This window comes from Labrenzia sp. 5N, from assembly GCF_012395805.1.
GTDB classification, from domain to species: Bacteria; Pseudomonadota; Alphaproteobacteria; order Rhizobiales; family Stappiaceae; genus Roseibium; species Roseibium algicola.
Genome location: NZ_JAAZTM010000005.1, coordinates 236570 through 257541, shown reverse-complemented (window position 1 = coordinate 257541; position 20972 = coordinate 236570). Strand labels below are relative to the sequence as shown.

Annotated in this window: 22 protein-coding genes; 11 read left to right on the top strand and 11 right to left on the bottom strand. The window is 60.2% G+C overall.

The window, feature by feature from the left end; translation table 11 throughout:
• Nucleotides 1-13: 13 nt before the first annotated feature.
• A complete protein-coding gene (locus HEP89_RS08635; protein WP_168691788.1) occupies nt 14-1009 on the top strand; it encodes an LLM class flavin-dependent oxidoreductase in 996 nt (331 codons plus the stop codon).
• Here HEP89_RS08635 and HEP89_RS08630 read toward each other — a convergent pair whose 3' ends face one another.
• Nucleotides 1010-1621 (bottom strand): NAD(P)H-dependent oxidoreductase, encoded by a 612-nt coding sequence (locus HEP89_RS08630; RefSeq protein WP_286201037.1) that lies wholly within the window; start codon nt 1619-1621, stop codon nt 1010-1012.
• Nucleotides 1622-1900: 279 nt separating this feature from the next.
• Between HEP89_RS08630 and HEP89_RS08625 the strand changes: the two genes are divergently transcribed.
• The 4 genes from HEP89_RS08625 (at nt 1901) to HEP89_RS08610 (ending at nt 5105) form a co-directional block, all read left to right on the top strand.
• Entirely contained in the window at nt 1901-2161 is a 261-nt protein-coding gene (locus tag HEP89_RS08625; protein WP_209014535.1) for a PepSY domain-containing protein, read from the top strand.
• 2 nt (nt 2162-2163) lie between these two features.
• Entirely contained in the window at nt 2164-2817 is a 654-nt protein-coding gene (locus tag HEP89_RS08620) for a cytochrome b/b6 domain-containing protein (RefSeq protein WP_168691785.1), read from the top strand.
• Entirely contained in the window at nt 2814-3347 is a 534-nt protein-coding gene (locus HEP89_RS08615; protein ID WP_168691784.1) for a helix-turn-helix transcriptional regulator, read from the top strand. Before HEP89_RS08620 ends, HEP89_RS08615 begins: the two co-directional genes overlap by 4 nt.
• Before the next feature lie 171 nt (nt 3348-3518).
• The gene (locus tag HEP89_RS08610; protein ID WP_077291397.1) at nt 3519-5105 is read left to right on the top strand and encodes an arylsulfatase; all 1587 of its coding nucleotides are present in this window, start codon (nt 3519-3521) and stop codon (nt 5103-5105) included.
• A 108-nt stretch (nt 5106-5213) separates the two neighbouring features.
• Here the strand turns inward: HEP89_RS08610 and HEP89_RS08605 are convergent, their stop codons facing one another.
• The 3 genes from HEP89_RS08605 to HEP89_RS08595 all read right to left on the bottom strand — a co-directional run bounded on the left by HEP89_RS08605 (nt 5214) and on the right by HEP89_RS08595 (nt 7638).
• On the bottom strand, nt 5214-5420 hold the full coding sequence (locus HEP89_RS08605) for a DUF1737 domain-containing protein (protein ID WP_168691783.1): 207 nt from the start codon (nt 5418-5420) through the stop codon (nt 5214-5216).
• 17 nt (nt 5421-5437) lie between these two features.
• Nucleotides 5438-6322, bottom strand: a complete 885-nt coding sequence (locus HEP89_RS08600; protein WP_168691782.1) for a CoA ester lyase — start codon at nt 6320-6322, stop codon at nt 5438-5440.
• A 398-nt stretch (nt 6323-6720) separates the two neighbouring features.
• Nucleotides 6721-7638, bottom strand: a complete 918-nt coding sequence (locus HEP89_RS08595) for an EamA family transporter (RefSeq protein ID WP_168691781.1) — start codon at nt 7636-7638, stop codon at nt 6721-6723.
• A gap of 203 nt (nt 7639-7841) precedes the next feature.
• Between HEP89_RS08595 and HEP89_RS08590 the strand changes: the two genes are divergently transcribed.
• Complete coding sequence (locus tag HEP89_RS08590; protein WP_168691780.1) at nt 7842-8303, top strand: GNAT family N-acetyltransferase; 462 nt, start codon at nt 7842-7844, stop codon at nt 8301-8303.
• A gap of 72 nt (nt 8304-8375) precedes the next feature.
• On the opposite strand, the gene HEP89_RS08585 is transcribed toward HEP89_RS08590, so the two are convergent.
• Complete coding sequence (locus tag HEP89_RS08585; protein ID WP_168691779.1) at nt 8376-9425, bottom strand: DUF2125 domain-containing protein; 1050 nt, start codon at nt 9423-9425, stop codon at nt 8376-8378.
• 150 nt (nt 9426-9575) lie between these two features.
• Between HEP89_RS08585 and HEP89_RS08580 the strand changes: the two genes are divergently transcribed.
• The gene (locus HEP89_RS08580) at nt 9576-10094 is read left to right on the top strand and encodes a gamma-glutamylcyclotransferase (protein ID WP_023002540.1); all 519 of its coding nucleotides are present in this window, start codon (nt 9576-9578) and stop codon (nt 10092-10094) included.
• A gap of 45 nt (nt 10095-10139) precedes the next feature.
• Here the strand turns inward: HEP89_RS08580 and HEP89_RS08575 are convergent, their stop codons facing one another.
• A complete protein-coding gene (locus HEP89_RS08575; protein ID WP_286201036.1) occupies nt 10140-10847 on the bottom strand; it encodes a GntR family transcriptional regulator in 708 nt (235 codons plus the stop codon).
• A gap of 199 nt (nt 10848-11046) precedes the next feature.
• On the opposite strand from HEP89_RS08575, the gene HEP89_RS08570 reads away from it, so the two are divergent.
• Nucleotides 11047-12507 (top strand): NCS1 family nucleobase:cation symporter-1, encoded by a 1461-nt coding sequence (locus HEP89_RS08570; protein WP_088665215.1) that lies wholly within the window; start codon nt 11047-11049, stop codon nt 12505-12507.
• Nucleotides 12508-12595: 88 nt separating this feature from the next.
• Here the strand turns inward: HEP89_RS08570 and HEP89_RS08565 are convergent, their stop codons facing one another.
• Genes HEP89_RS08565 through ftsE form a run of 4 tightly spaced genes read right to left on the bottom strand, consistent with a single transcriptional unit; the run spans nt 12596 to nt 15928 of the window.
• Nucleotides 12596-13405: a 1-acyl-sn-glycerol-3-phosphate acyltransferase gene (locus tag HEP89_RS08565; RefSeq protein ID WP_286201035.1), complete on the bottom strand. Its 810-nt coding sequence runs from the start codon at nt 13403-13405 to the stop codon at nt 12596-12598.
• Between the two features lie 24 nt (nt 13406-13429).
• Entirely contained in the window at nt 13430-14155 is a 726-nt protein-coding gene (locus tag HEP89_RS08560; RefSeq protein ID WP_023002536.1) for a YdcF family protein, read from the bottom strand.
• Nucleotides 14156-14207: 52 nt separating this feature from the next.
• Nucleotides 14208-15260, bottom strand: a complete 1053-nt coding sequence (locus HEP89_RS08555; RefSeq protein WP_031270020.1) for an ABC transporter permease — start codon at nt 15258-15260, stop codon at nt 14208-14210.
• An 8-nt stretch (nt 15261-15268) separates the two neighbouring features.
• The gene (gene ftsE, locus HEP89_RS08550) at nt 15269-15928 is read right to left on the bottom strand and encodes a cell division ATP-binding protein FtsE (protein WP_031270017.1); all 660 of its coding nucleotides are present in this window, start codon (nt 15926-15928) and stop codon (nt 15269-15271) included.
• A gap of 194 nt (nt 15929-16122) precedes the next feature.
• On the opposite strand from ftsE, the gene HEP89_RS08545 reads away from it, so the two are divergent.
• Genes HEP89_RS08545 through HEP89_RS08535 form a run of 3 tightly spaced genes read left to right on the top strand, consistent with a single transcriptional unit; the run spans nt 16123 to nt 18028 of the window.
• On the top strand, nt 16123-17064 hold the full coding sequence (locus HEP89_RS08545; RefSeq protein ID WP_168691778.1) for a zinc-ribbon domain-containing protein: 942 nt from the start codon (nt 16123-16125) through the stop codon (nt 17062-17064).
• A gap of 2 nt (nt 17065-17066) precedes the next feature.
• Nucleotides 17067-17630, top strand: coding sequence for a hypoxanthine phosphoribosyltransferase (gene hpt / locus HEP89_RS08540; protein ID WP_035907880.1), 564 nt, complete (start codon nt 17067-17069; stop codon nt 17628-17630).
• Nucleotides 17631-17632: 2 nt separating this feature from the next.
• Nucleotides 17633-18028: a response regulator gene (locus HEP89_RS08535; protein WP_023002531.1), complete on the top strand. Its 396-nt coding sequence runs from the start codon at nt 17633-17635 to the stop codon at nt 18026-18028.
• A 353-nt stretch (nt 18029-18381) separates the two neighbouring features.
• On the opposite strand, the gene HEP89_RS08530 is transcribed toward HEP89_RS08535, so the two are convergent.
• Nucleotides 18382-20964, bottom strand: coding sequence for a TIGR02302 family protein (locus tag HEP89_RS08530; RefSeq protein WP_209014531.1), 2583 nt, complete (start codon nt 20962-20964; stop codon nt 18382-18384).
• Nucleotides 20965-20972 lie beyond the last annotated feature (8 nt).

Sequence of the window (20972 nt, the reverse complement as noted above, 5' to 3'; positions counted from 1 at the left end):
AACGGAGATATCCATGCAGCATTTTTCCCTTCTCGATCTGTCCCCTGTGCCGGAAGGCCAGACAGCGGCCGCGGCTCTAGCAAACACGGTCGATCTGGCGCGGTCCGCGGAACAGGCAGGCTACCATCGCTACTGGCTGGCCGAGCATCACAACATGCCGGGCATCGCCAGCGCCGCTACATCGCTTGTCATCGGCCAGGTGGCGGCAGCAACCTCCACCATGCGCGTCGGCGCGGGCGGTATCATGCTGCCCAACCACTCGCCGCTGATCATCGCCGAGCAGTTCGGCACGCTGGCAACGCTGTACCCGGGCCGGATCGACCTGGGCCTGGGCCGCGCCCCGGGCACGGACATGGCGACGGCCAGGGCCCTGCGTCGCCACATGGCCGGTGAGGACAGTTTTCCGCAGGATGTCCAGGAGCTGATGGGCTATTTCAGAACCGCTTCTGAAACCAGCAGGGTGCGCGCGATCCCGGGCGAAGGCACGCAGGTACCGATCTGGATCCTTGGCTCGAGCCTTTACGGGGCGCAACTCGCGGCGGCCTTCGGGCTGCCCTATGCCTTTGCCTCCCATTTCGCACCGGACATGCTGGAAGAAGCGCTGGAGATCTACCGGGCAACCTTCCAGCCGTCGCCGCAGCTCGCCAGACCGCATGTGATGGTGGCAGCTGGCGTATTTGCTGCCGACACCGACGAAGAGGCAGATTACCTGCGCTCTTCCCAGTTGCTCGCTTTCGCCCGGTTGCGCATGGGCAACCCCGGCAAACTGCCCATGCCGGTGGAAAATGTCCCCGCCGAAATTCCGCCCGCCGTTCTGGCGCAGGTCGAACACGCCCTGTCCTGCTCGGCAACGGGATCTCCGGCGACGATCCGCGACCAACTGTCGACAATCATCAACCGCTATCAGCCCGACGAACTGATGATCACCGGCATGATCCATGATCACGGCGCCCGCGTGAAATCCTTCCAGCTCGCGGCCGACGTCCTGAAGGATCTCGTGACAGCTTAGTCAACCATCAAAGGCGCTTCGACAAATATGGGCGGTTTCTTCCAGCCAGTCTTGCCGCTGGGGATAGGAGCTGCCCACAACGGGCCTGAAGACGTGGCGCTCATAATCCAGAGCGCCACAATACGGCAGAACGCACCGGCCCCAGATCAGCTCCAGCGGGTCTCCAAGATCAAGCCGCTCTCTCTCCGCCTCAGTGTCGGACGTGTTGAAGACGACGGCCTTGCGGATCGACAGCAGCCCTTCCGGCAGACCGTCGGCAGTCTGCAGCCGGTAGGCAACGCCCGGCACCAGCACACGGTCCATCCAGCCTGCAAGGATCGCCGGCGGTTTGCCCCACCAGTTCGGATGGACGACCAGCAGACCATCGGCGTTCAAAATACCTTCCCTGTGCCGCGCAACAACGGCATCCTCTGAACGGGACAGCACTTCTTCCAGAGTGTCGCCGATCGAGTAGGCTTCCTCTGCTGTCAGACAGGGATCGAACTCTTCGGCGTAAAGATCGTGGTGATCTATCTGGTGCCCCTCGGCCTCCAGAGCATCACGCGCCTGTTTCGACAGCGCATGGCAGAAGCTGTTGTCCCTGGGGTGCGCCAGTAGGGAAAAGATGCGCAACGGCCTGTTTCCTTGATGCAAATTGAAAATACCGGCTCGCAAATGTGCCGGAGCAATTCCTGTTCCCATGACTTCGCAATTCATTTCAGCCGTTTCAACCCTGGCAAGACCATTTGCCTGGTTTGACCTTCTGGACGGCTGCCGAAGGATCGAAATCCGCGCGTAAGCAACTGCTTATGATGCCCGGCGTCAGCAGTCCGTCAATCGACCGAAGCAGAGTTTGCGGCCAATCAGGACGAAGACCGCAACGGTCGCAGAAACCTGATGAAGGACACAATCATGCTGAAGAAATCACTCGCCGTACTTTGCCTCTGCCTTGCTCCGGTCGCCGCGCAGGCCACGCCCGCCGTTGGTGACATGGTCGGCACCAATCCCGAGGAAGCTACCGCGGCACTGGCCAAGGCCGGTTGTACGGTCAAGGAATTCGAAGCCGAGGACGGCAAGATCGAAGCGAAATGCACCGATGCGCAAAACAAGCTTTGGGAAGTCTACATCGACCCGAAATCCGGCAAGGTCACCAACGTCAAGAACGAAGATTGATCATGGGTGCCTCAAACACCCCGCAATCGAACGAGGGGGCGCAAAGCCCCCCCGAATTGTGGGATCCGCTGGTGCGTATCAGTCACTGGCTGATCGCAGTCGCGGTGATAGCCAACGGTCTCCTCAACAAGCCGGGCGGCACCATTCACATCTGGATTGGCTGGGGTGTTCTTGCCCTGCTCGCGCTCCGTTTTGTCTGGGGTTTTCTCGGACCGGCGGAAGCCAGGTTCTCCGCCTTTCCACCTGATCCGCGCGCTGCGGTGTCTCACCTGATCGATCTCGTTCGCGGTAGCCCGCGCCACTACCGCTCCCATAATCCCGCTGGAGCGATCATGGTCTATGCGCTCTGGGCCTGCCTTGTGGTGGTAACCGGAACCGGCCTTTACATGACCGGCGCCAAGAGCCCCATCACGATTGCCGAGGAAAAGGCGGCGGTTGCCGCCGGAGACTGGTCGATGCTCGTCAGGGACGACGATGATGAAAACGGCGAAGACAGCAAGGTGCTGGGGGAAGCTGCGAAGGAAGTTCATGAAATCGCAGCCAACCTTATGCTGGTGCTGGCCCTGATCCATGTCGCAGGTGTCGCAGTTGAAAGTCGTGTGATGAAGCGTAGTCTGGTTCGGCCCATGCTGGTTGGCCGGAACAGGGAAAAATGACATTTTCAGGGATCAACCTGCGGCAGGGACGGCGTGAGACAACCGCCCTTGCCGCATTCATGCTGTTGCAATCCGTTGCCGCGATCTTCTTTGTCGGCGATGCCTTTACCGATCTTGTGACCGACGTCAGCAGCCCGCATTCCATTTTCGAATTCTTTGTCGCCTTCGTGTTGATCGTCGGCATTTTTCTGGCCGGCTGGCAGCTGCGGCTCACCCTGGAAAGACTGCGCAATCAGGAGCGCGCCCTTGGAGCCGCCCGCGGCGATCTTGCCCGGATCATTGACGCCCAGTTTGCCGAATGGGGCCTGACGCCTGCTGAAAGCGATGTCGGCCTCCTGGCCCTGAAAGGCCTGGATCTTTCCGAAATCGCCCAGCTGCGGGGCGCGGCACAGGGAACCGTGCGCGCTCAATTGACCAGGATCTACGCAAAGGCCGGTGTTTCGGGCCGTCACCAGTTCGCAGCCTGGTTCGTTGAGGACCTGCTTCAGGACGGCATTGCGGACAGGGCCACGGTATCCGCTGAGGCCTGAATCTGTTTGGCGGCACCAGAACACTAACAAATCCCGGGCAAATCCCAGATAAATCCCGAATACGACCCCTCCGTGCATTAAACGTAAGTACTATCACAGCTTGGCTATTTGCCGTGTTGCGTCTACTCTGCCAGAGGAACTCACCGAGCGTGTTCAAGGGAGACGAGGATCATGTCTTTTCGACATCTGCTTGCAGGCTTGCCCATCGCACTTCTCATGACGTGCACAACGTCCATGGCGCAAGAGTCAAAACCACCAAACATATTGGTCATCTGGGGCGACGATGTCGGTTGGCAGAATGTTTCCGCTTACGGCATGGGCACCATGGGTTACACCACGCCCAACATCGACCGCCTGGCGAATGAAGGCCTCCGCTTCACCGATCACTATGCCCAGCCGAGCTGCACCGCAGGCCGTGCGGCCTTCCTGACCGGTCAGTACCCGATCAGGTCCGGCATGACCACCGTGGGTCAACCCGGGTCTCCGCTTGGTCTGAAAGCAGAATCGCCAACGCTTGCGGAAGAACTGAAACAGATCGGATACCGCACGGGACATTTCGGCAAGAACCATCTGGGTGACCGGAACGAACACCTGCCCACCGTCCATGGCTTCGACGAATTCTTCGGTAATCTCTATCATCTCAATACGCAGGAAGAAGCCGAACAGCGCGACTACCAGCGGTTCGGTGAAGCTTTTTCAGGCAGCCTTGAGGAATACGAGAAGCAGTTCGGAACACGTGGCGTCATACACAGTTTTGCATCGGAAACCTTCGACGATACCGAACAGCCCAGGTTTGGTGTCATAGGCAAGCAGACCGTTGAGGACACCGGTCCGCTCACCCAGGAACGGATGAAGAACTTCGACGAGGGTGAAGTCATCCCTCTGGCCAAGGACTTCATGAAAAACGCCCAGGAAGCGGGCGAACCGTTCTTTGTCTGGCTGAACACCAGCCGCATGCATCTCTACACGCGGCTGAACGACGAGTGGCGCTACGCCGCAGAAACCTATACGACCGAAGCCGACTACCACGGCTCGGGCATGCTGCAGCACGACCATGATATCGGCCTGGTGCTGGACTGGCTCGACCAACAGGGCCTGACCGAAAACACCATTGTCTGGTATTCGACCGACAACGGACCCGAGCATTCTTCCTGGCCCCACGGCGCAACCACTCCGTTCCGGGGCGAAAAGATGACCACCTATGAAGGCGGCGTCCGTGTCATTTCCATGGTTCGCTGGCCGAACATACTGGAAGCCGGCAAGACGCTAACCGGAATTCAGGCACACCAGGACATGTTCACCACCCTGGCAGCCGCAGCCGGCATTGAAGACGTCAAGGCTGAAGTGATGGCCGAGAAGCAGCAGTTCATCGACGGCGTCAACAACCTGGCTTACTGGAAGGGCGAACAGGCCAATTCCAATCGCAACCACATCTTCCACTATTACGAAAGCGTGCTGACGGCGATCAGGATGGGACCGTGGAAATTCCACTTCTCGACCAAGGAAGATTATTACGCCAACCTGGTTCCGCGGACAGCACCTTTGGTGTTCAACATCCGAGCGGATCCGTTTGAAAGCTACGATTCAACCGATGGCTACGGACACCTGATGCAGAAGGTATCGTGGCTTATCCAGCCGATGGGCGTGCTCATGGGTCAGCATCTGCAGAGCCTTGCAGACTATCCCCCGGTCCAGGGCGGGGCGTCGTTCAACATGTCGAACATCGTCGAGGACTTTCTGTCGAAGGGGATGCAGTAGCGACCCGAACTTCATGACCCGACAAAGCGAAACGGCCCCGGAACTTTCCGGGGCCGTTGAATTTTCAGCGCTCGCTCAGAGCAACCTGATTCATGGAACCGACTGCGATCAGTAGTCGCCGAGCTTGATGTCCCGGGAGTATTCAACGCCTTCGACTTCCTTTGTCACTGCCTGGCCGCAAATGGTCGCGCCACGCGTTGCGTCGTAGGTGAGCGAAGGAGAACCGGACAGCTGCCAGCCCCTGTTGAGAGCCTGGGTAACCCGGTGGCAGAATTCGCTGTCGTCGATGCCGGTGATGAAGCGGTAGAGTTTCATGAGAGCTCTCTTGTGTGTCAGGTCCGGGCAGCGATGGCGTCGGCGATGGCGATCACCCGCTTGCCCATGTCCGCATGTAGCCTTTCAACCATCTTGCCGTCCACCTGGATTGCGCCCTTGCCCGCATTTTCAGGCTCATCGAACAGAGAATTGATCTTGCGTGCCCAGGCAACTTCCTCTTCCGACGGACTGAAGGCTGCGTGGCAGGGGGCGATCTGTTTCGGGTGGATCAGCGTCTTGCCGTCCATGCCCATGTCGACACCCTGGGCGCATTCGGCGGCGAAACCTTCCTCGTCCTGAAACGCATTGTAGACACCGTCCAGAATGTCGATGCCACCGGCACGCGCTGCCGCAACGCAGGTCATCAGCCAGGGCGTCATGGCGGCGCGGCCGGGCGTGAGGCGTGCCCTTGTTTCCTTGGCCAGATCATTGGTGCCCATCACGAAACAGGACAGCCGCACGGCCGGATCCAGACCGCAGGCGCCGATGGCGGCGGCATTCAGCATGGCGAGCGGCGTTTCCATCATGGCCCAGAGTTTCAGGTCCGCGGACGCCCCCAGAAGCGATAGCTTGTGCGCAACCATCTGCAGGTCGACCGGGCCGTTGACCTTGGGCACCAGAATGGCATCCGGATTGGCCTTCACCGCTGCCGCCAGATCGTCTTCGCCCCAGGGCGTCTCCAGCCCGTTGATGCGGATCACCACCTCGCGATTGCCATAGGGACGGGCCGAAACGGCCTCGACGATCTGCGTGCGCGCCATGTCCTTGGCATCGGGGGCGACCGCGTCTTCAAGGTCCAGCAGCAGGCAGTCCACATCCAGCGTTGCCGCCTTTTCCAGCGCCCGGGCGTTGGAGCCGGGCATATAGAGAGCGGAACGGCGGGGTCTTGGCTGTGTTGTCATGGGTCGATCCTGCAAGTCGGGAAAACGGATTTCCGGTTAACCTAGGGTGTGGACTCAAAAATGAAGACGAAATGGCATGAGAAATGGCGAAACCGCGTTAGGAAGGGTGCGCGGAGCGGGCTTTCTGCCCGGTCAAGCACGCTGACGACACGCGGTGACGCCATTTTCATGTCCTTCGGATTTGACCGGATTGGTCCTCCTCAGCGTTGCGAAAGCTTGAAAATGAACCACATTTCCTGCGCCTCCGCGCCTTGAGGAAGACCAATCCGCCTCAAACCATTTCATATTCATTTTTGAGTCCACACCCTAGTGGATCGCGGCGGCCAGGGGAATTCGCCGAAGGGGGAACGGCCGCGTTCGTGCACCGGGGTACCGCCAAACGCAGTCGCTGCCGCCGATCACAGGAGTTCGTCTGCCTGCATGCTCACCGACGCTTTCTGTCGGCGTTTGAATATCATGTCCTTTGCGGCAATCACCGCCCCCAGCGTAATCGCCACACAGGCGATGCCAACGGCAGGTGTCAGCGCCCCGAAGCCGAAGGCAATCAGCAACAGGGTGGACAGGAGCGGCGCCGAATAGGCCGCTGCGCCCAGCACCTGGATGTCGCCATGCTTGACGCCGACATCCCAGGTGAAAAACGCAAGTCCCACCGGAAAGGCGGCAAGAGCCAGCACCGATGCCCATTCCAGCGACGATGCAGGCAGGATCGTTTCCTCCAGCGCCAGATGGCAGATACCCGAAAGGATTGCGGTCATCAGACAGAACCCTGCAACGGCTTCGGTCGGCACCGCACCCAGTCTGCGCGACAGCACGGAATAGCTGGACCAGAACAGACACGAGGCCACCGCCGCCCCATAGCCGAGCATCGAGCCGGAGGAAAAACCGACACCTTCCCCGCCGGTGATCAGAAGCACTGCACCGGCCAGGCCCAGAACCGTACCAATGACATGATGCAGACGCAGCCGTTCCCCCGGTAACAGGGCGGAAAACAGCACGATCAGGAGCGGCCAAGTGTAGTTGATCAGATTTGCTTCCACAGGCGGCGCGTTGCGGATGGCGGTGAAATAGAAAAAATGAAAGCCGAACAGGCCGAACGTGCCGAATGCCCAAACGCCAAGCGGTTGCCTGAGCAACCGGGTTCTGCCAGTCGCGATCAGCCAGATCAGCGCCATGATGCCTGAGAAGCCGAAACAGAGCGTGTTCAACAGGAACGGAGGCACACTTCCGGAACCGGCACCAAACAGGCCGAGGGTCGCCCACATCAGCACAGCTGTAAGTCCGATCAGCGTCGCCCTCAACTTTTGCTTGTCCGCCATTTCCTGTTCCCGTCTTTTCCGTGCATCGCTCATGGCACGAAATCGCCGCAAGCGAAAGGCCGCAGAGCCCGGACAGGGCCTGCGTAGCCGACCGTCAGCAATGCCGCAGCCATTAATTGATCGAAGTCCTTGATCAGCGAACCCGTTTCGGGACATGGTGGGCCAAAGTCACACTCTTAATCGATTTGCTTTCCGGGGAAATCATGACGACAACGCAAATCAGGGCCCTTCGGCTGGATGATGCTCATAAGCTTGCGCCGCTTATTGCCGAAAATGCGCAGGCGCTGCGGCGCGGTGCACCGCGTCGTCCCGACGCCTATTACGCCGAACGCATTCTGTCGGACAAGACGGCCGAGGTTCTGGGAGCTTTCGAAGGCGACAAGCTGGTCGGCTTCGCAGTTTTCTTCGACCTGCCGGAACTCATTACGGGTCTCAGGATCGGCCAGATGGATGATATCTATGTCCATCCCGATCACCGCAACAAGGGCACCGGCCGCAAGATGATCGAAACCCTGGTCAGCGAAGGCCAGAACCGCGGATGGCTGCATTTGCGCTGGCTCGTACCGGGCAAGAACGCCCCGGCGGTTGCGCTCTACGAAAAGATCGCTGAACCCGATCATCGCAAGAGCTACCTGATCCCGATCGACCGCATCGCCGGCGACTGACCGGGCTTCGCCTTCAGGCAGGTTTCAGTCCGCATACCGCTGTTCAGGGTGCGGACTGAGGCCATCAAGTGATCAGGATCCCGCGGGAAACAACGGCGGGATCTGGCCAAGCGGCAGAAAACCGATGCGAACCACGCCGCGGTCGACCGAGACCGGCAGCGTGATGGTCCGCACACCGTCGACTTCCTTGGCGGCAGGCTCCAGGCTCTTCACCACATTCTGCAGCAGTGAAAAAGTCTGATCTTCAGGCGGGAACAACGGCTTCACGCTGTCCAGAAGCGCGTCCGGATTGCCGAGGTTCAACTCCAGTGATCCGCTCAAGGTGCCGTCACCCGAAAGCACAAGATTGCCGCTTGCCGTTGCCTTGCCAGCTCCGAGCAGTATCTCGGTAAGCACCAGTTCGACCGGCAATTCTCCGCCCTGCGCCCGCACAAGCGAAACGAGGTCTGCCCCTGCAAGCAGGGCCGTGCCGCCTTCGATACGGGCATGGCTGCGCAGGGAAATCGTCTGCTGAAGTTCCGGCAGAGATTTGAGGCTGAGGTCCTGAACCGTGACGAAACTTTCCAGTGTCGCCGCGCTCTCGGGTTGCTTGCGCAGATGCACTTCGGACTTTTCAGCCGCAAACAGGCCCCGGGCGAGGGCGGTGTCGAACGCTGCTTCCGGTTTGTCGATCACCGCATCGAACGATCCGAGCGCATTGTCGCTGAACTTCACGCTGGCGCGGGCCGTCTGCCACGTCAGGCCACCCTCGAGGCCGTTCACCGGCACCGACATGGCCGCAGGCGACTTTGCCTCGAAGATCACGTGCCAGGGATTATAGATCAAGGCGACGGCATTCAGCCCGCCGAGCGATGCGGCTGTTCCCCAACGGTCGGCCGAACGCATGTCCGCGCAGGAGACCTCATAGCGGAACGGATAGCCGGCAATGGCAAGATCCGCGCAGCTCACATCCAGGCCCTGGTCCGCCATGCGGACAATTTGCCGGTCGAGTTGTTCCCGCAGGACGGATTTCCCATAAAACCAGGCGGCCGACCAGCCAGCAATTACCAGAACGACAGCTCCTGCCAGCAGGATATACCCGCGTCTGGTGGGTTTCGACGGCTTGGTCTTGATATCGGACACTGGGAGACACTCTCTTCTGGTTCGGGCGATTTCCGGACCGGTCACACTGCCGACAAGAGCCACCTGCAAGACAGGCGCTGCCGGAGTGCCATTGAAACGACCGGTGCAGCTTGCTATCTCCGCAGCTGCGGTAACACAAGACAGGTCGATATGAGCGATTTTTGGGTCTTTGGCTACGGTTCTTTGATGTGGAACCCAGGATTTGATCACCAGCGCGCCGAACCGGCGCTGCTGCGCGGTGCACATCGCTCGCTTTGCGTCTATTCCTGGGTACATCGGGGCACGCAGCAGAGACCAGGTCTCGTCTTCGGCCTCGACAACGGCGGCGCATGCCGGGGCATCGCCTATCAGGTCTCCGGGGATATCTGGCCGCAGGTGCTGGAATATCTGCGCGCCCGGGAACAGACGACGATGGTCTACAAGGAGCACCATCATCACGTCGAGCTCGACAGCGGCGAGAAGGTGGAAGCGCTGGTCTACATGGTCGATCACGGCCATGCCCAATATGCGGGTTCGTTGCCGCTTGAAGAGCAGCTGGAAATCGTAAGAGGCGCTGTCGGCAAGTCCGGCGCCAATCCGGACTATGTCATCAACACCGCCGCCCACCTCCAGGAAATGGGCATTCCCGATACGGGTCTTGCCTGGCTGGCCGAGCGCCTGAAAGCCTGAGCCAGGCTCAGGGCCCGCAGTACAGGTCTTGCAGGATGCACTCCGTCAGGGAACACCCCACCAGCGCAGTGTTTGCTCGCAATGATATTTCAAGGCTTGCACCGCAGCGGCCTCGTTCCGGGTTTCCAGCGCCTCGATGACCGCAAGATGCTCGTCCATCGCCGAGGCGATCCGATCCGCAAGAAACGGCCGCGCATGCTGGATGACGGCGATCCGGATACGGTTTGCGGCATAGGCAGCCGACAGCAGCGAATTTCCAAGTCCCTCGCCAAGGTATGTGTGCAGGGACAGGTCCACCTCGATCGCCTTGGGCGGCAGGCTGGCCGCAGGCCCCGTCCGCACCTCGTCGCGCATGGTCTCGTGGCGCCGGCGCAAGGCGTCGAGGCTCTCCAGATTTCCCTGTGATATTCGCCGGCGCGCACCTTCCTGGTCCAGGACCAGACGCACGTCCAGACATTCGCGAATGTTGTCCGGGCTAGCTTCCATCACCTGCAGGCCGCGTTTGGGCACTGTCGTCAGGAACCCCTGCGAGCTGGCGTATTTGACGGCTTCGCGCACGGGCGCGATCGGATAGTCCAGCTGGTCGACAAGCTGCGACATCGACAGGAACTGGCCATTGCGCAGCGAACCGCTTCGCAAGGCTTCGACAAGCGCCTGAAAAGCCTTGTCGTTCAGCAATTCACCCTTGTTTGCGTCCTTCATTGCAGCTCCGTCGATCCGGTCCGGATGATCGCAGGTTGTCGCCACTGGCATTTCCAAGCAAAGCCGAAAGGACCTGCTTGAAATTCCGTATAGTCTGTTACCTAACATGCTTTGTAAAATGTTAGATGCAAGCACAAACTTTTTGCAATGCACAGCCAAGAGCTTCCTGCGTCCGGGAGAACGCAAGAAGACCTGCGAATGTCCGGAAAAACACCGAAGCCGCCGGGGATGCGGCCACATGGAGGAGACTATGGCGAATTTATCTGGCAAATCGGGTCCGCGAGACGGAGGCCTCTACAACGAGGACCTGGCGCCGATCCCGGCTTCGGAGCGCAAGTGGGGCGCCTTCGAAATCTTCAACGTCTGGAACAACGATATCCAGAGCCTGTTCGGCTACACGCTGGCCGCATCGCTGTTCATCACCTATGGCCTCAACGGCTGGATGGTTTTCGCGGCAATCGTGCTGGCCGGTTTCTTCGTCATGGTGCTGGTCAATCTCACCGGCCGCCCGTCGGTAAAGCACGGCGTGCCCTATCCGGTAATCGCACGCGCCTCGATGGGCGTCTACGGCGCCCGTTTCCCGGCGCTGGTACGCGGCATCGTCGCCATCTTCTGGTATGGCGTGCAGACCTACTTCGCCTCCACGGCGGTTGCCTTGCTGTTCAACACGTTGCTCGGCACCGAGGGCGGCGCGGAATTCCTCGGCATGACAACGGTCGGCTGGATTTCCTATCTCATCGTCTGCGTCTTCCAGGTTGCCCTGTTCATGAAAGGCATCGACTGGGTCGGCAAGTTTCTGAACTGGGCAGGTCCGTTCGTCTACATCGTCATGATCGCGCTGTGCCTGGTGATCTGGTGGAAGGCCGGCAACGGCATCTTCTCGGCTCTCGGCACCATCTTCGAAGGCAGCGAAGCGACCGACCCGCGTGGACCTGTTGCTGCCTTCGTCGCGGTGGTCGGCACGATGATCGCCTATTTCGCCGCCGTTGTGATCAACTTCGGCGACTTTTCCCGCTTCGTGTCGGATGAACGCGCCATGAAGCGCGGCAACTTCTGGGGCCTGCCGGTTTCCATGGCCTTCTTCTCCTTCATCGCCCTGTTCGTGACGGCAGGCACCGTGGTGCTGTTCGGAGAAAAACTGGTGAACCCGGCTGATATTGTCGACCGTGTCGACAACGTCCTGCTGACGCTGATCGCTGCCGTCACCTTCTTTGCGGCAACGGTCGGCATCAACCTGGTGGCAAACTTCATTCCGCCGGCCTATGACATTGCCAACCTCAACCCGGAAAAGATCTCGGCCAAGACCGGTGGCATCATCACCGCTGTCATTGCCTTCTTCATCGGCGCGCTATGGGTGTCGGTCATCTCGAACATCGGCATTGCCGCGTTCGTCGATACGCTTGGCGCCTTCCTGGCACCGCTCTACGGCATTCTGGTCGCGGACTACTACCTGGTTCGCAAGCAGAACATCGATGTCGAGGCGCTGTTTTCCTCCGATCCGGACGCCCGCTACCACTACAACAACGGCTGGAACATGAAGGCGATCTTTGCCTTTGCCATCGCCGCACTGTTCTCGGTGGCAACCGTTTGGGTTCCGGCCCTGTCGGAACTCTCCGGCTACGGCTGGGTCATCGGCGCGGTTCTGGGCGGTGTACTGCATCTGGGCCTGATGCGCCTGCAGACGACCGAAGCCGGCAAGACAGCACAATAAGGCAGCCTGAAGACAGGTTCAGGCGATGATATCGCCTGGACCCGTTCAAACTGAAAGACCGTCTCAACGCGTTGGGGCGGTCTTTTTTTCAGACCGGCTGTGCCTTGCGGCGCGTGTCGACTTCTTCGAGCATCGGCGAGGGCTTGCGGGCCGTGCGGGCTTCCTCGATCAGCCGATCGCTGGCCGTCTCGATATCCGTGACCATTCTTTCGTAAAAGGCATTGGGCGCCAGGCCCGGCTCGATCGGCGGCAGAATCTCGACAATCACCGTGCCCGGATAGACCTTCCACGAGGCGCGAGGCCAATAGAGGCCGGCGTTGTGAGCTATCGGGACAACCGGACATTTCAAGTCGCGGTAGAGATGCGCGATACCGAACTTGTATTTCGGCTCTGCCCCGGCCGGCCGGCGGGTGCCTTCCGGAAAGATCAGGATCTGGCGTTTCTCGGCTATCGCCTCCTTTGCAGCCAGCATCATTGCCGCCAGCGCTTCTGACCGCTTGCCCCGGTTGATCGGGATCTGCTTGAACTTGGCTGTGTACCAGCCGAAAATCGGTATCCAGCGCAGTTCGCGCTTCAGGATGAAGGTCGGGCTTCTGAAGAGGGGGATCAGCGCCACTGTCTCCCAGGCGGACTGGTGCTTCATGGCGGCGATGAAACCGCCGTCAGGCAGGTTTTCACGTCCCCGGACTTCCACCTTGATGCCCGCAAAGACACGCATCAGCAGCTGCAACACCCGTGACCAGGTCGGCACCACCCACCAGCCCCAGCGCCGCGGCAGCAGCATGACTGGCGCGAACAGGATCATCAGCACGAACGTGACGAAATAGAACAGGATCTGGAAAAGGGTAGAGCGCAGAAAAACCATGGCACCATAAAGACTGGTCGTGGGTGAAGCCACCGCTCGGCCGTGGTCCGACAGCTGTCAGCGCACACCCTGCACGGTAATCCGAAGTCGGGCGAGGATATACTTCACATATTCGCGCATGAGAAGCCGCATCGTTGCCGGTTCCCTGTACCAGCTGTCCAGCTTCAGATCCTTGGAAAAGACCGGATAGGCAATCAGGGCGACATTCGGCAGGGCACCGGCAAGTTCCACCTTGGCACGCGGCAGGTGGTAGGCACTGGTCACGACCAAGAGGGACGAGAACCCGTTCTTCTTGACCCAGTTGGCGGTTTCCACCGCATTGCCCGCTGTATTGAGCGCGACCCGGTCAAGATCGACGCTGTTTTTTTCCAGCGGCATGCTGGACGCAGTAACGGCGGCAAGCTGTTCACGCGTGGTGCCGGGATGAACGCCCGAAATCAGCAACCGGTTGGCACGGCCTTCTTCCAGGAGACGGATTGCCTCGTTGACGCGGGCATGCCCGCCCGTCAGCACGACAATGGCATCCGCATTTGCGGAAGCCGGCACTCTGGCATTGGCAACCTTCTGCGCGAACATGGCAAACTGCCCGACGGTTCCCGCAACAAGAGCCGTGATGACGGCAACGAAAAGGATCCTGAGACCGAAGCGTTTCTTGCGCGCATCGCCGCTTGTGGCGTTCCTGCGCGCTGTGCCCTTGTCCTTTGAAACGGACACACGCCGATCGCCAACGACGGAAGAACCGTCGTCCAGAACGGGGTCTAACACTGTGTCAGCATGGGTCATGGCGCGACTATGATAAGTGATTCGGCCAATTTCACGGCATTGTGCGATAAAATCAATCCACTTTTGCCAAATGGGCCTTGACGGCAAGGCCAGAAGTCAGGGCTGTCAGGATCGCGACGAGGAACACCACACCGAATACACCGAGGTAGCCGGGCAGGCTGACGGAGATGCCGCCGAAGAGAGCCGACATCTGGTCCGACCCCGCCTGGCCGGAGCTCTGCCGGGTCAGCATGTCAACCGTCAGAAAGGCCAGGATGGCCGCAACACCGCCGGAAACACCGCCCTTCAGACCCAGCATCAGGAAGTGGCGCTGGAATTCACGAGCGATGAAACCGTCCTCCGCTCCAACGAAATGCAGAACGGAGACGACGTCCTTGTTGCCGGCCATGGCTGCCTGGGTCGCAAAGACGACGCTCAAGACCATCGAGCCGAGCACAAGCACCATGATCGCAAAGCCGCCCAGCACCACCGCGCCTGCCATGGCCGACAGACGAGACGTCCAGACGGAATGATCGTCGACGCTCGCGCCCGTCACGTTCTGTGAGACCATCGAGCGCAACTGCGACAGGTTCAGAAGTTCCGGATCCCCGACCGTGATCTGAATGAGCCGCGGCACCGGCAGGCCGTCAAGCTGAAGGCCTTCGCCCAGCCAGGGCTCCAGCAATGACTTGGTTTCGGCATCGGACAGGGCCCGTACGGAATCGATGCCCGGAAACTCCTGCGCAAGCGCAACGGCCTTGTCGATCTCCCGCAGCATGTCGACGCCTTCGGCCGGGCGGATCTGAATGGTGATCTCACGCACCAGATCGTTCTGCCACGCATCGGCTGCGTCCCACACCACCGACACTGCACCAACCGTCAGACAGGCCAGAAAGCTCATGATGGCCACCACCAGCGTGAGAGCCCGCCCGGCGACTGCCTGCGGCGGAACGATCGCCGCGGAGGGGCGCAACTTGGCATCGTCCCCCTGGGGTGCTTCGTTCTTCGGCCTGGGGGCGGCCTTGCGCGCCGGCTTTCGGCCACGCTTCGGTCGTTCGGCTCGCTTGGGCGGGCGAACACTGGCGGCGCTTGCCTGTTTTTTGTCTGTGTCGTCGGACTGAGCCATCATGCCGCCTAATCGAAAATTGAGAGGCGCCCGTCGGCAAGCACCATGCGCCGGGCGTCCACCTGTTCCAGCAGCGCGATATCGTGGGTCGCGATGACGACAGAGGTGCCGAGTTTGTTCAATTCGATGAAAAGGCGCAACAGACGACGTGCAAGTGGCGGATCCACGTTACCGGTCGGTTCGTCCGCGAGCAGCACCTCCGGCCGGGTGATCAGCGCCCGCGCAATGGCCGCACGCTGCTTTTCCCCACCCGACAGCACCGGCGGCAGCACATGCATGCGATCCCCAAGTCCGACCCATTTCAACAGATCAATCACATCGGAGCGGTATTCGGATTCGTCCTTTCCCACCACGCGCAGTGGCAGCGCCACGTTTTCATAGGTTGTCAGATGGTCCAGCAGGCGAAAATCCTGGAACACCACGCCGATCTTGCGCCGGAGCTTCGGCAATTCCTGCTTGTCGATCACGCTCAGGTCGCGGTTGAAAACCTTTATCAGGCCTCGGGTCGGGCGCAGGGACATGAACAGGAGCCGGATCAGGCTGGTCTTGCCTGCCCCCGAGGGACCGGTCAGGAACTGAAACGACTGCGGTTCGATCTGAAAAGTCAGGTCGCGCAGGATTTCCGATCCCATTCCGTATCTCAATCCGACATTTTCGAAGCGGATCACAAAATTACTCCTGTTGATGGCCCGAACGCTATAGCCTGGCCGTTAACGGTGCATTAATCATATAAAGGTCCATTAAGGACCTGAAAGCCCGTCATAGGATTTGCTTGGCCCTTGTCCAATATTTCGTGCCGGATTTCGACCCCCCGGTTCCAAAGTGAACCGCTAGAGCATGCCATGGCGAAAGGTCTTCGCACATGAAGATCAAATGTCCGGACTGCAGTACGTCCTACGAGATTAAGGTAGAGGCGCTTGGCCCGGAAGGGCGTAGCGTCAAATGCGCCAAGTGCGGCAACCGCTGGTTCGTTTCGCCCGACGATGACGAAGAAGGCGATGTTGCGTTCAGCGCAAAGAACGACGTCGACGAAATTGCACCTCCTTCCGTTGAAGAAGATCCCGCACAGGACGAAGCCGATTGGGCAGCCGACGCGGAAGAAGAAACGTTCGACGCGGAAGCGGATGACGACGACGACGAACCCGAAGCCGCGGTCGCCCCCGAACCCGCAGCCGCTCGTACGGCCAGCGACGAGGCAAAATTCGCTGCGGATCTAAAGGAAGACGCCAGGACCGGTGAGCCTGAAAACAAGGCCGACATCGAATCCATGGCCAAGCGGCCGAAGATCATCGTCAATCCGAACAAGTTCCGGCGGGACCAGATCGGTGCAATCCTCAACTGGATTCTGCGGCGAAATTTTCGGCGCATTGGCGGTGTTGCCCTGTTCGGCGTCGCGGTTGCGGCCTGTGTTTTGTTTGTCCTCATGCGAGACTCGCTCGTCAAACAGTCTCCTGACCTGGCAAGCCTGTTCCGGATGATCGGGTTTGAAGTCAATCTACGCGGACTTGAATTCCGCAACCTGCGCACCTTCACCGAGGTCGAGGACGGCAAGAAGGTTCTCGTGGTCGAGGGGTCAATCCGCAATCTGCTTGATGAACTGAACTCGGTGCCCGCCGTGCGCCTCTCGATCCGCGGTGCGGACATGCAGGAAGTTTATGCCTGGACTGTCGAGCCCAGAACAAAATCGCTAAACGCACTGGACGAAACCCGGTTCAGGACGATATTAGCCGACCCTCCGAAAACCGCGTCCGATATCCAGGTCCGGTTTGTTGAACGCGGCCAACGCCAGGTAGTTCTAGAGTGACCATGACATCAGATATCCATACTCTGTTCGATGAAGACGCCATTGCCCAACGTGTTGGCGCGCTCGCAGAGGAAATCGCCGAAGGCAAACCGCAAAATCTTTTGGTTGTCGCGGTTCTGAAAGGCAGCTTCATTTTTGCGGCAGATCTTGTGCGGGCTATGCACCGGGCAGGGCTGCAGCCGGAAATGGAGTTCATGCACCTGTCCTCTTATGGCGCCGGGACTGAAGGCTCCGACACCATCCGGATTTTGCGCGATGTTGAAAGTGACGTTAACGAGCGCGATATTATTTTAGTGGATGATATCCTGGAATCCGGTCGTACGCTCGCCTTCGCGCGGGAGCGGCTGCTGAACAGGGGCGCACACTCGGTGAAGATCGCAGCTCTGCTGGATAAACCCGAGCGCCGTAAAGCTGCCATATCTGCCGATTATGTCGGTTTCGCCTGTCCTGATAAGTTTGTCGTCGGATATGGTATGGATATGGGCCACGCTTGGCGGCAGTTGCCCTATATTGGATACGTTGTCGCCCCGGACGACGGAGCGGCTGACGGCAACACAGGAGAGTGAGCATGGCTCGCATTCTTCTTACTGAAGACGATGAAGCTGTCCGCAGCTTCGTAAAGCGTGCCCTGGAGCTTGACGGTCATTCCGTTGAAGCGGCCGAGGATGGCGGCGAAGCCGTCGAGGTTCTGACCCGCGAGAAGGGCAGCTTCGACCTGCTGCTGTCCGACATCAAGATGCCCGTCATGGACGGCATCGCCCTGGCTCTGCATACGGCGCGCGACTATCCACGGCTGCCGATCCTCCTCATGACCGGCTTTGCCGACCAGCGTGAACGGGCCAATGGCCTGGAATCCCTGGTCCATGACGTGGTCACCAAGCCGTTTTCGCTGGCCGATATCCGCAAGGCCGTGCGCAACGCCATTTCCGGCGATCTGCCGAGCGAGACCCGCCGCTACGCGTAAGTCCTGCCGCCGCAATTCCAAAACCCAAGACCCCGCTTCGGCGGGGTTTTTGTTTGGGCTGATCACGCCGGTAGTCACCGTATTCCTTCAGAACACAGAGAATTGAGCAAGCGGCCCATCCTTCGAGACAGCGCTTCGCGCTTCCTCAGGATGAGGGTGATCTTGCGGCAAAGAGATATCCGAACGTGGCTGGGCTCTCCACGGGGCTACAAAAGGCCTCACCCCAAAAAACAACCTCATCCTGAGGAGCGCACGTGTGCGCGTCTCGAAGGATGGGCCACAAACACAAACATCACCGTCAAAAACAACTGACCCCGCCGAAGCGGGGTCGTGAACCTTTGTCAGAAACGGGCCTAGTACCGCTTCAGGAGCCGTTCCAGATAATCGAGTTCCAGCTGCGGCCGGGAAGGATCGGAGAAGCGGCGGCGGAGCTCTTCCAGGATCCGGCGCGCTCGCTGAACATCGATTTCGTCGGGGATGCGCACCCGGTTGTTGAAGTCCGGGCCCTCGGTGCGCCGCGGACGGCCAAGAGGGTCTTCGTCCATCGGCGACGCGCCGTTGGGCGAACCCGGGCCTTCGCCCTGACCCATCATCTGCTCCGTCAGACCCTGAGCGCCGCGCCGAAGGGCATCCAGGGCATCGCCCTGCTCGCCGAGCGCCTGCTGACCCTGTCCATCCCCCAGGGACTGCTGAGCCTCGCCCATGGACTCGCCAGCTTCACCCAGCGCCTGGTTCTGGCCCATGCCGTTCTGGCTAAGCTGGTCCATGAGTTCCTGCAGCCGCTGTGCCAGGTCACCCTGGCCCTCCTGAAGCTGCTGAAGCATCTGTTCCAGTTGCTCCTGAGTCAGCTGTTGTCCCTGGCCCTGCTGTTGCTGACCGGGTTGCTGCTGTTGACCGCGACGCTGCTGCTGCTGATCCTGGTTGAACTTGTGGGTTTCATCCATCAGCTGCTGTTGCCGCTGGATCATTTCACCCAGCTGGTTGAGCATCTCCATCATTTCGCTGGACATGCTGTTAGGCATCATCTGCGGTCGGCCTGCTTGCAAGTTTTCCAGCATCTGCTGCATCTGTGCCAGCAGTTCGCGCGCGGCATCACGGGAACCGGTACGCGCCAGTTCCTCGATCCGGTCCAGCATTTCGCTCAGGTCCTGTTCGCTGAGCGTCTGCTGGTTGCCATCGAAAGGCTGCATGGCCTGCGGATTCTGGCGCATCTGCTCGGCCAGCGCCTGCATGTATTCGTTCAGGGCTTCCCGCAGTTGCTGGGTCAGCTTGGCGATTTCCTCGTCGCTCGCCCCTTCTTCCAGCGCCTTGCGCAGGGCCTCCTGGGCATCACGCAGCTTGCGTTCGGCTGCGGAAAGGTCACCGTCCTCGATCGACAGGGCCAGGTCCCACAAAAGCGGCAACAGGGCCTTCAGGTCTTCGTCGGTCCTCGCGTTCACCAGAGAGCCGTAGGCAAAGCGCATGCCCAGATAGTTGCGCGGCTTGAAGTCGAACATTTCCGGTGCCAGCATCAGGGCATCGAACGCAATGATGACCTCGCTCTGGCTTTCGGCATCAAGCGCAAGATTACGGCGCTGTTCGACGACAGCGCGGGCCAGAGGTTTGCCGAAGCGTCTCTGGGGCAGGGTGATGCGGTACGCGGGCGATTGCCCTTCCTGACCGGCCTGGTCACGTGCCAGCAGCGACAGATTGACTTCAGAACCGGCCCAGGGATGCGACGTCAGGTCCCGGATGGTTTCCGCCGTCTTGGCTGTGCCGGCGCGCGGCGGCAGTGAAAGCGGGAACTGGGGCGCCTCCACAAGCGGGCGCGGAGCCCGGTTGTTGTTGTCCGGATCAGGCAGGGGCGCGATGCGAGCCTCGGCGGCAACAACGCCATAGTCGTCATTCACAAGATAGGAAAACTTGAGCGCACCGCTGAGCTGTTCTTCAGGATCGTCCGTCAACCGGATGTCCGGCGCATCGTCCGGCTTCACCGCAAAGACGTAGCTCAGCATCGGCTCTTCGCCGTTAAGCAATTCGACGATACCGGTGGTTTCCAGCTCGAGCCGGCGTTCAACCGGCAAAAGCGTTTTCAGATCCGGATCTTCCGTTTCTGTCCCAAGTTCAGGTTCGATCACCTGAGGCTCGGTGTCTTCCGCACGGGCGTAGGTCATCTTGAGATCACGTGCGCCTTGCGTACGGACCACAAGAATCGACCCTTCCGGCACGGAGATCGGCGCACCCGGGTCGCGCAACTGGGCGCTTTCGCCCGTCAGGTAAATCGGTGGCTCGCTGGTATAGAGCGGCGGCGTGACCCAGGCATCGAGACGGCTGGGTGGTTCCACTGTCTTGAACGGGTTCTGAAAGGCCGAGACCAGTCGGCCGAAATGATCGCCACTTGCTGTCGAAAACCCGATCAGAAGTACACTGGCGGCCAGGACGCGAAGCGCCCAGGGATCGCGTCGGAAGGCCTGCGGATCCGGCGCTTTCGAACGGATCGCGGCGACTGCTTCGGCTGTGCGGCGCTGATGCAGGGCCCAGATCGCCTGGCTTTCGCGATCGCTCGCACCGACCGACAATTCGTCTTCAAGCGTTGTCAGTGGACGGTGGGTACGGCCTGAGGATTTCTCGACCCGGGAGAGCGCATCCTCGCGCGTCGGCCAGGCAAGGTGGAAGAGATCCCGCGCCGCCCAAAAGGTGGCGGCAGCGAATACCAGAAGCCCGAGCGGGCCTGCCCAGGCAGGAAGAACCAGCCACAGACCAAGCCAGGACACCCCGACAAACAGGCCGAGTACCACCAGCACCGGAAGCAAAGCACGCCACAGGCGTTCGATGAACAAGGCACGGCGACTTTGGCGCACCAGGCTGTCCAGCCGGGATCGGATCAAGGCCCGCCAGCCGTAGGTCTCGGAAGAAATCTGCCGTTCTTGATCGGGATCGCTGTCGCTCGGGCTCAATGGCACCT

Excerpts from the sequence above, each read along its gene's own strand:
- HEP89_RS08625 (WP_209014535.1), top strand. The coding sequence starts at position 1,901 with ATGCTGAAGAAATCACTCGCCGTACTTTGCCTCTGCCTTGCTCCGGTC.
- HEP89_RS08560 (WP_023002536.1), bottom strand. The coding sequence starts at position 14,155 with ATGACCCATGCTGACACAGTGTTAGACCCCGTTCTGGACGACGGTTCT.
- HEP89_RS08610 (WP_077291397.1), top strand. The coding sequence starts at position 3,519 with ATGTCTTTTCGACATCTGCTTGCAGGCTTGCCCATCGCACTTCTCATG.
- HEP89_RS08575 (WP_286201036.1), bottom strand. The coding sequence starts at position 10,847 with ATGCCAGTGGCGACAACCTGCGATCATCCGGACCGGATCGACGGAGCT.
- HEP89_RS08615 (WP_168691784.1), top strand. The coding sequence starts at position 2,814 with ATGACATTTTCAGGGATCAACCTGCGGCAGGGACGGCGTGAGACAACC.
- HEP89_RS08535 (WP_023002531.1), top strand. The coding sequence starts at position 17,633 with ATGGCTCGCATTCTTCTTACTGAAGACGATGAAGCTGTCCGCAGCTTC.
- HEP89_RS08620 (WP_168691785.1), top strand. The coding sequence starts at position 2,164 with ATGGGTGCCTCAAACACCCCGCAATCGAACGAGGGGGCGCAAAGCCCC.
- HEP89_RS08580 (WP_023002540.1), top strand. The coding sequence starts at position 9,576 with ATGAGCGATTTTTGGGTCTTTGGCTACGGTTCTTTGATGTGGAACCCA.
- HEP89_RS08600 (WP_168691782.1), bottom strand. The coding sequence starts at position 6,322 with ATGACAACACAGCCAAGACCCCGCCGTTCCGCTCTCTATATGCCCGGC.
- HEP89_RS08570 (WP_088665215.1), top strand. The coding sequence starts at position 11,047 with ATGGCGAATTTATCTGGCAAATCGGGTCCGCGAGACGGAGGCCTCTAC.
- HEP89_RS08555 (WP_031270020.1), bottom strand. The coding sequence starts at position 15,260 with ATGGCTCAGTCCGACGACACAGACAAAAAACAGGCAAGCGCCGCCAGT.
- HEP89_RS08595 (WP_168691781.1), bottom strand. The coding sequence starts at position 7,638 with ATGGCGGACAAGCAAAAGTTGAGGGCGACGCTGATCGGACTTACAGCT.
- HEP89_RS08605 (WP_168691783.1), bottom strand. The coding sequence starts at position 5,420 with ATGAAACTCTACCGCTTCATCACCGGCATCGACGACAGCGAATTCTGC.
- HEP89_RS08545 (WP_168691778.1), top strand. The coding sequence starts at position 16,123 with ATGAAGATCAAATGTCCGGACTGCAGTACGTCCTACGAGATTAAGGTA.
- HEP89_RS08635 (WP_168691788.1), top strand. The coding sequence starts at position 14 with ATGCAGCATTTTTCCCTTCTCGATCTGTCCCCTGTGCCGGAAGGCCAG.
- hpt (WP_035907880.1), top strand. The coding sequence starts at position 17,067 with ATGACATCAGATATCCATACTCTGTTCGATGAAGACGCCATTGCCCAA.
- HEP89_RS08590 (WP_168691780.1), top strand. The coding sequence starts at position 7,842 with ATGACGACAACGCAAATCAGGGCCCTTCGGCTGGATGATGCTCATAAG.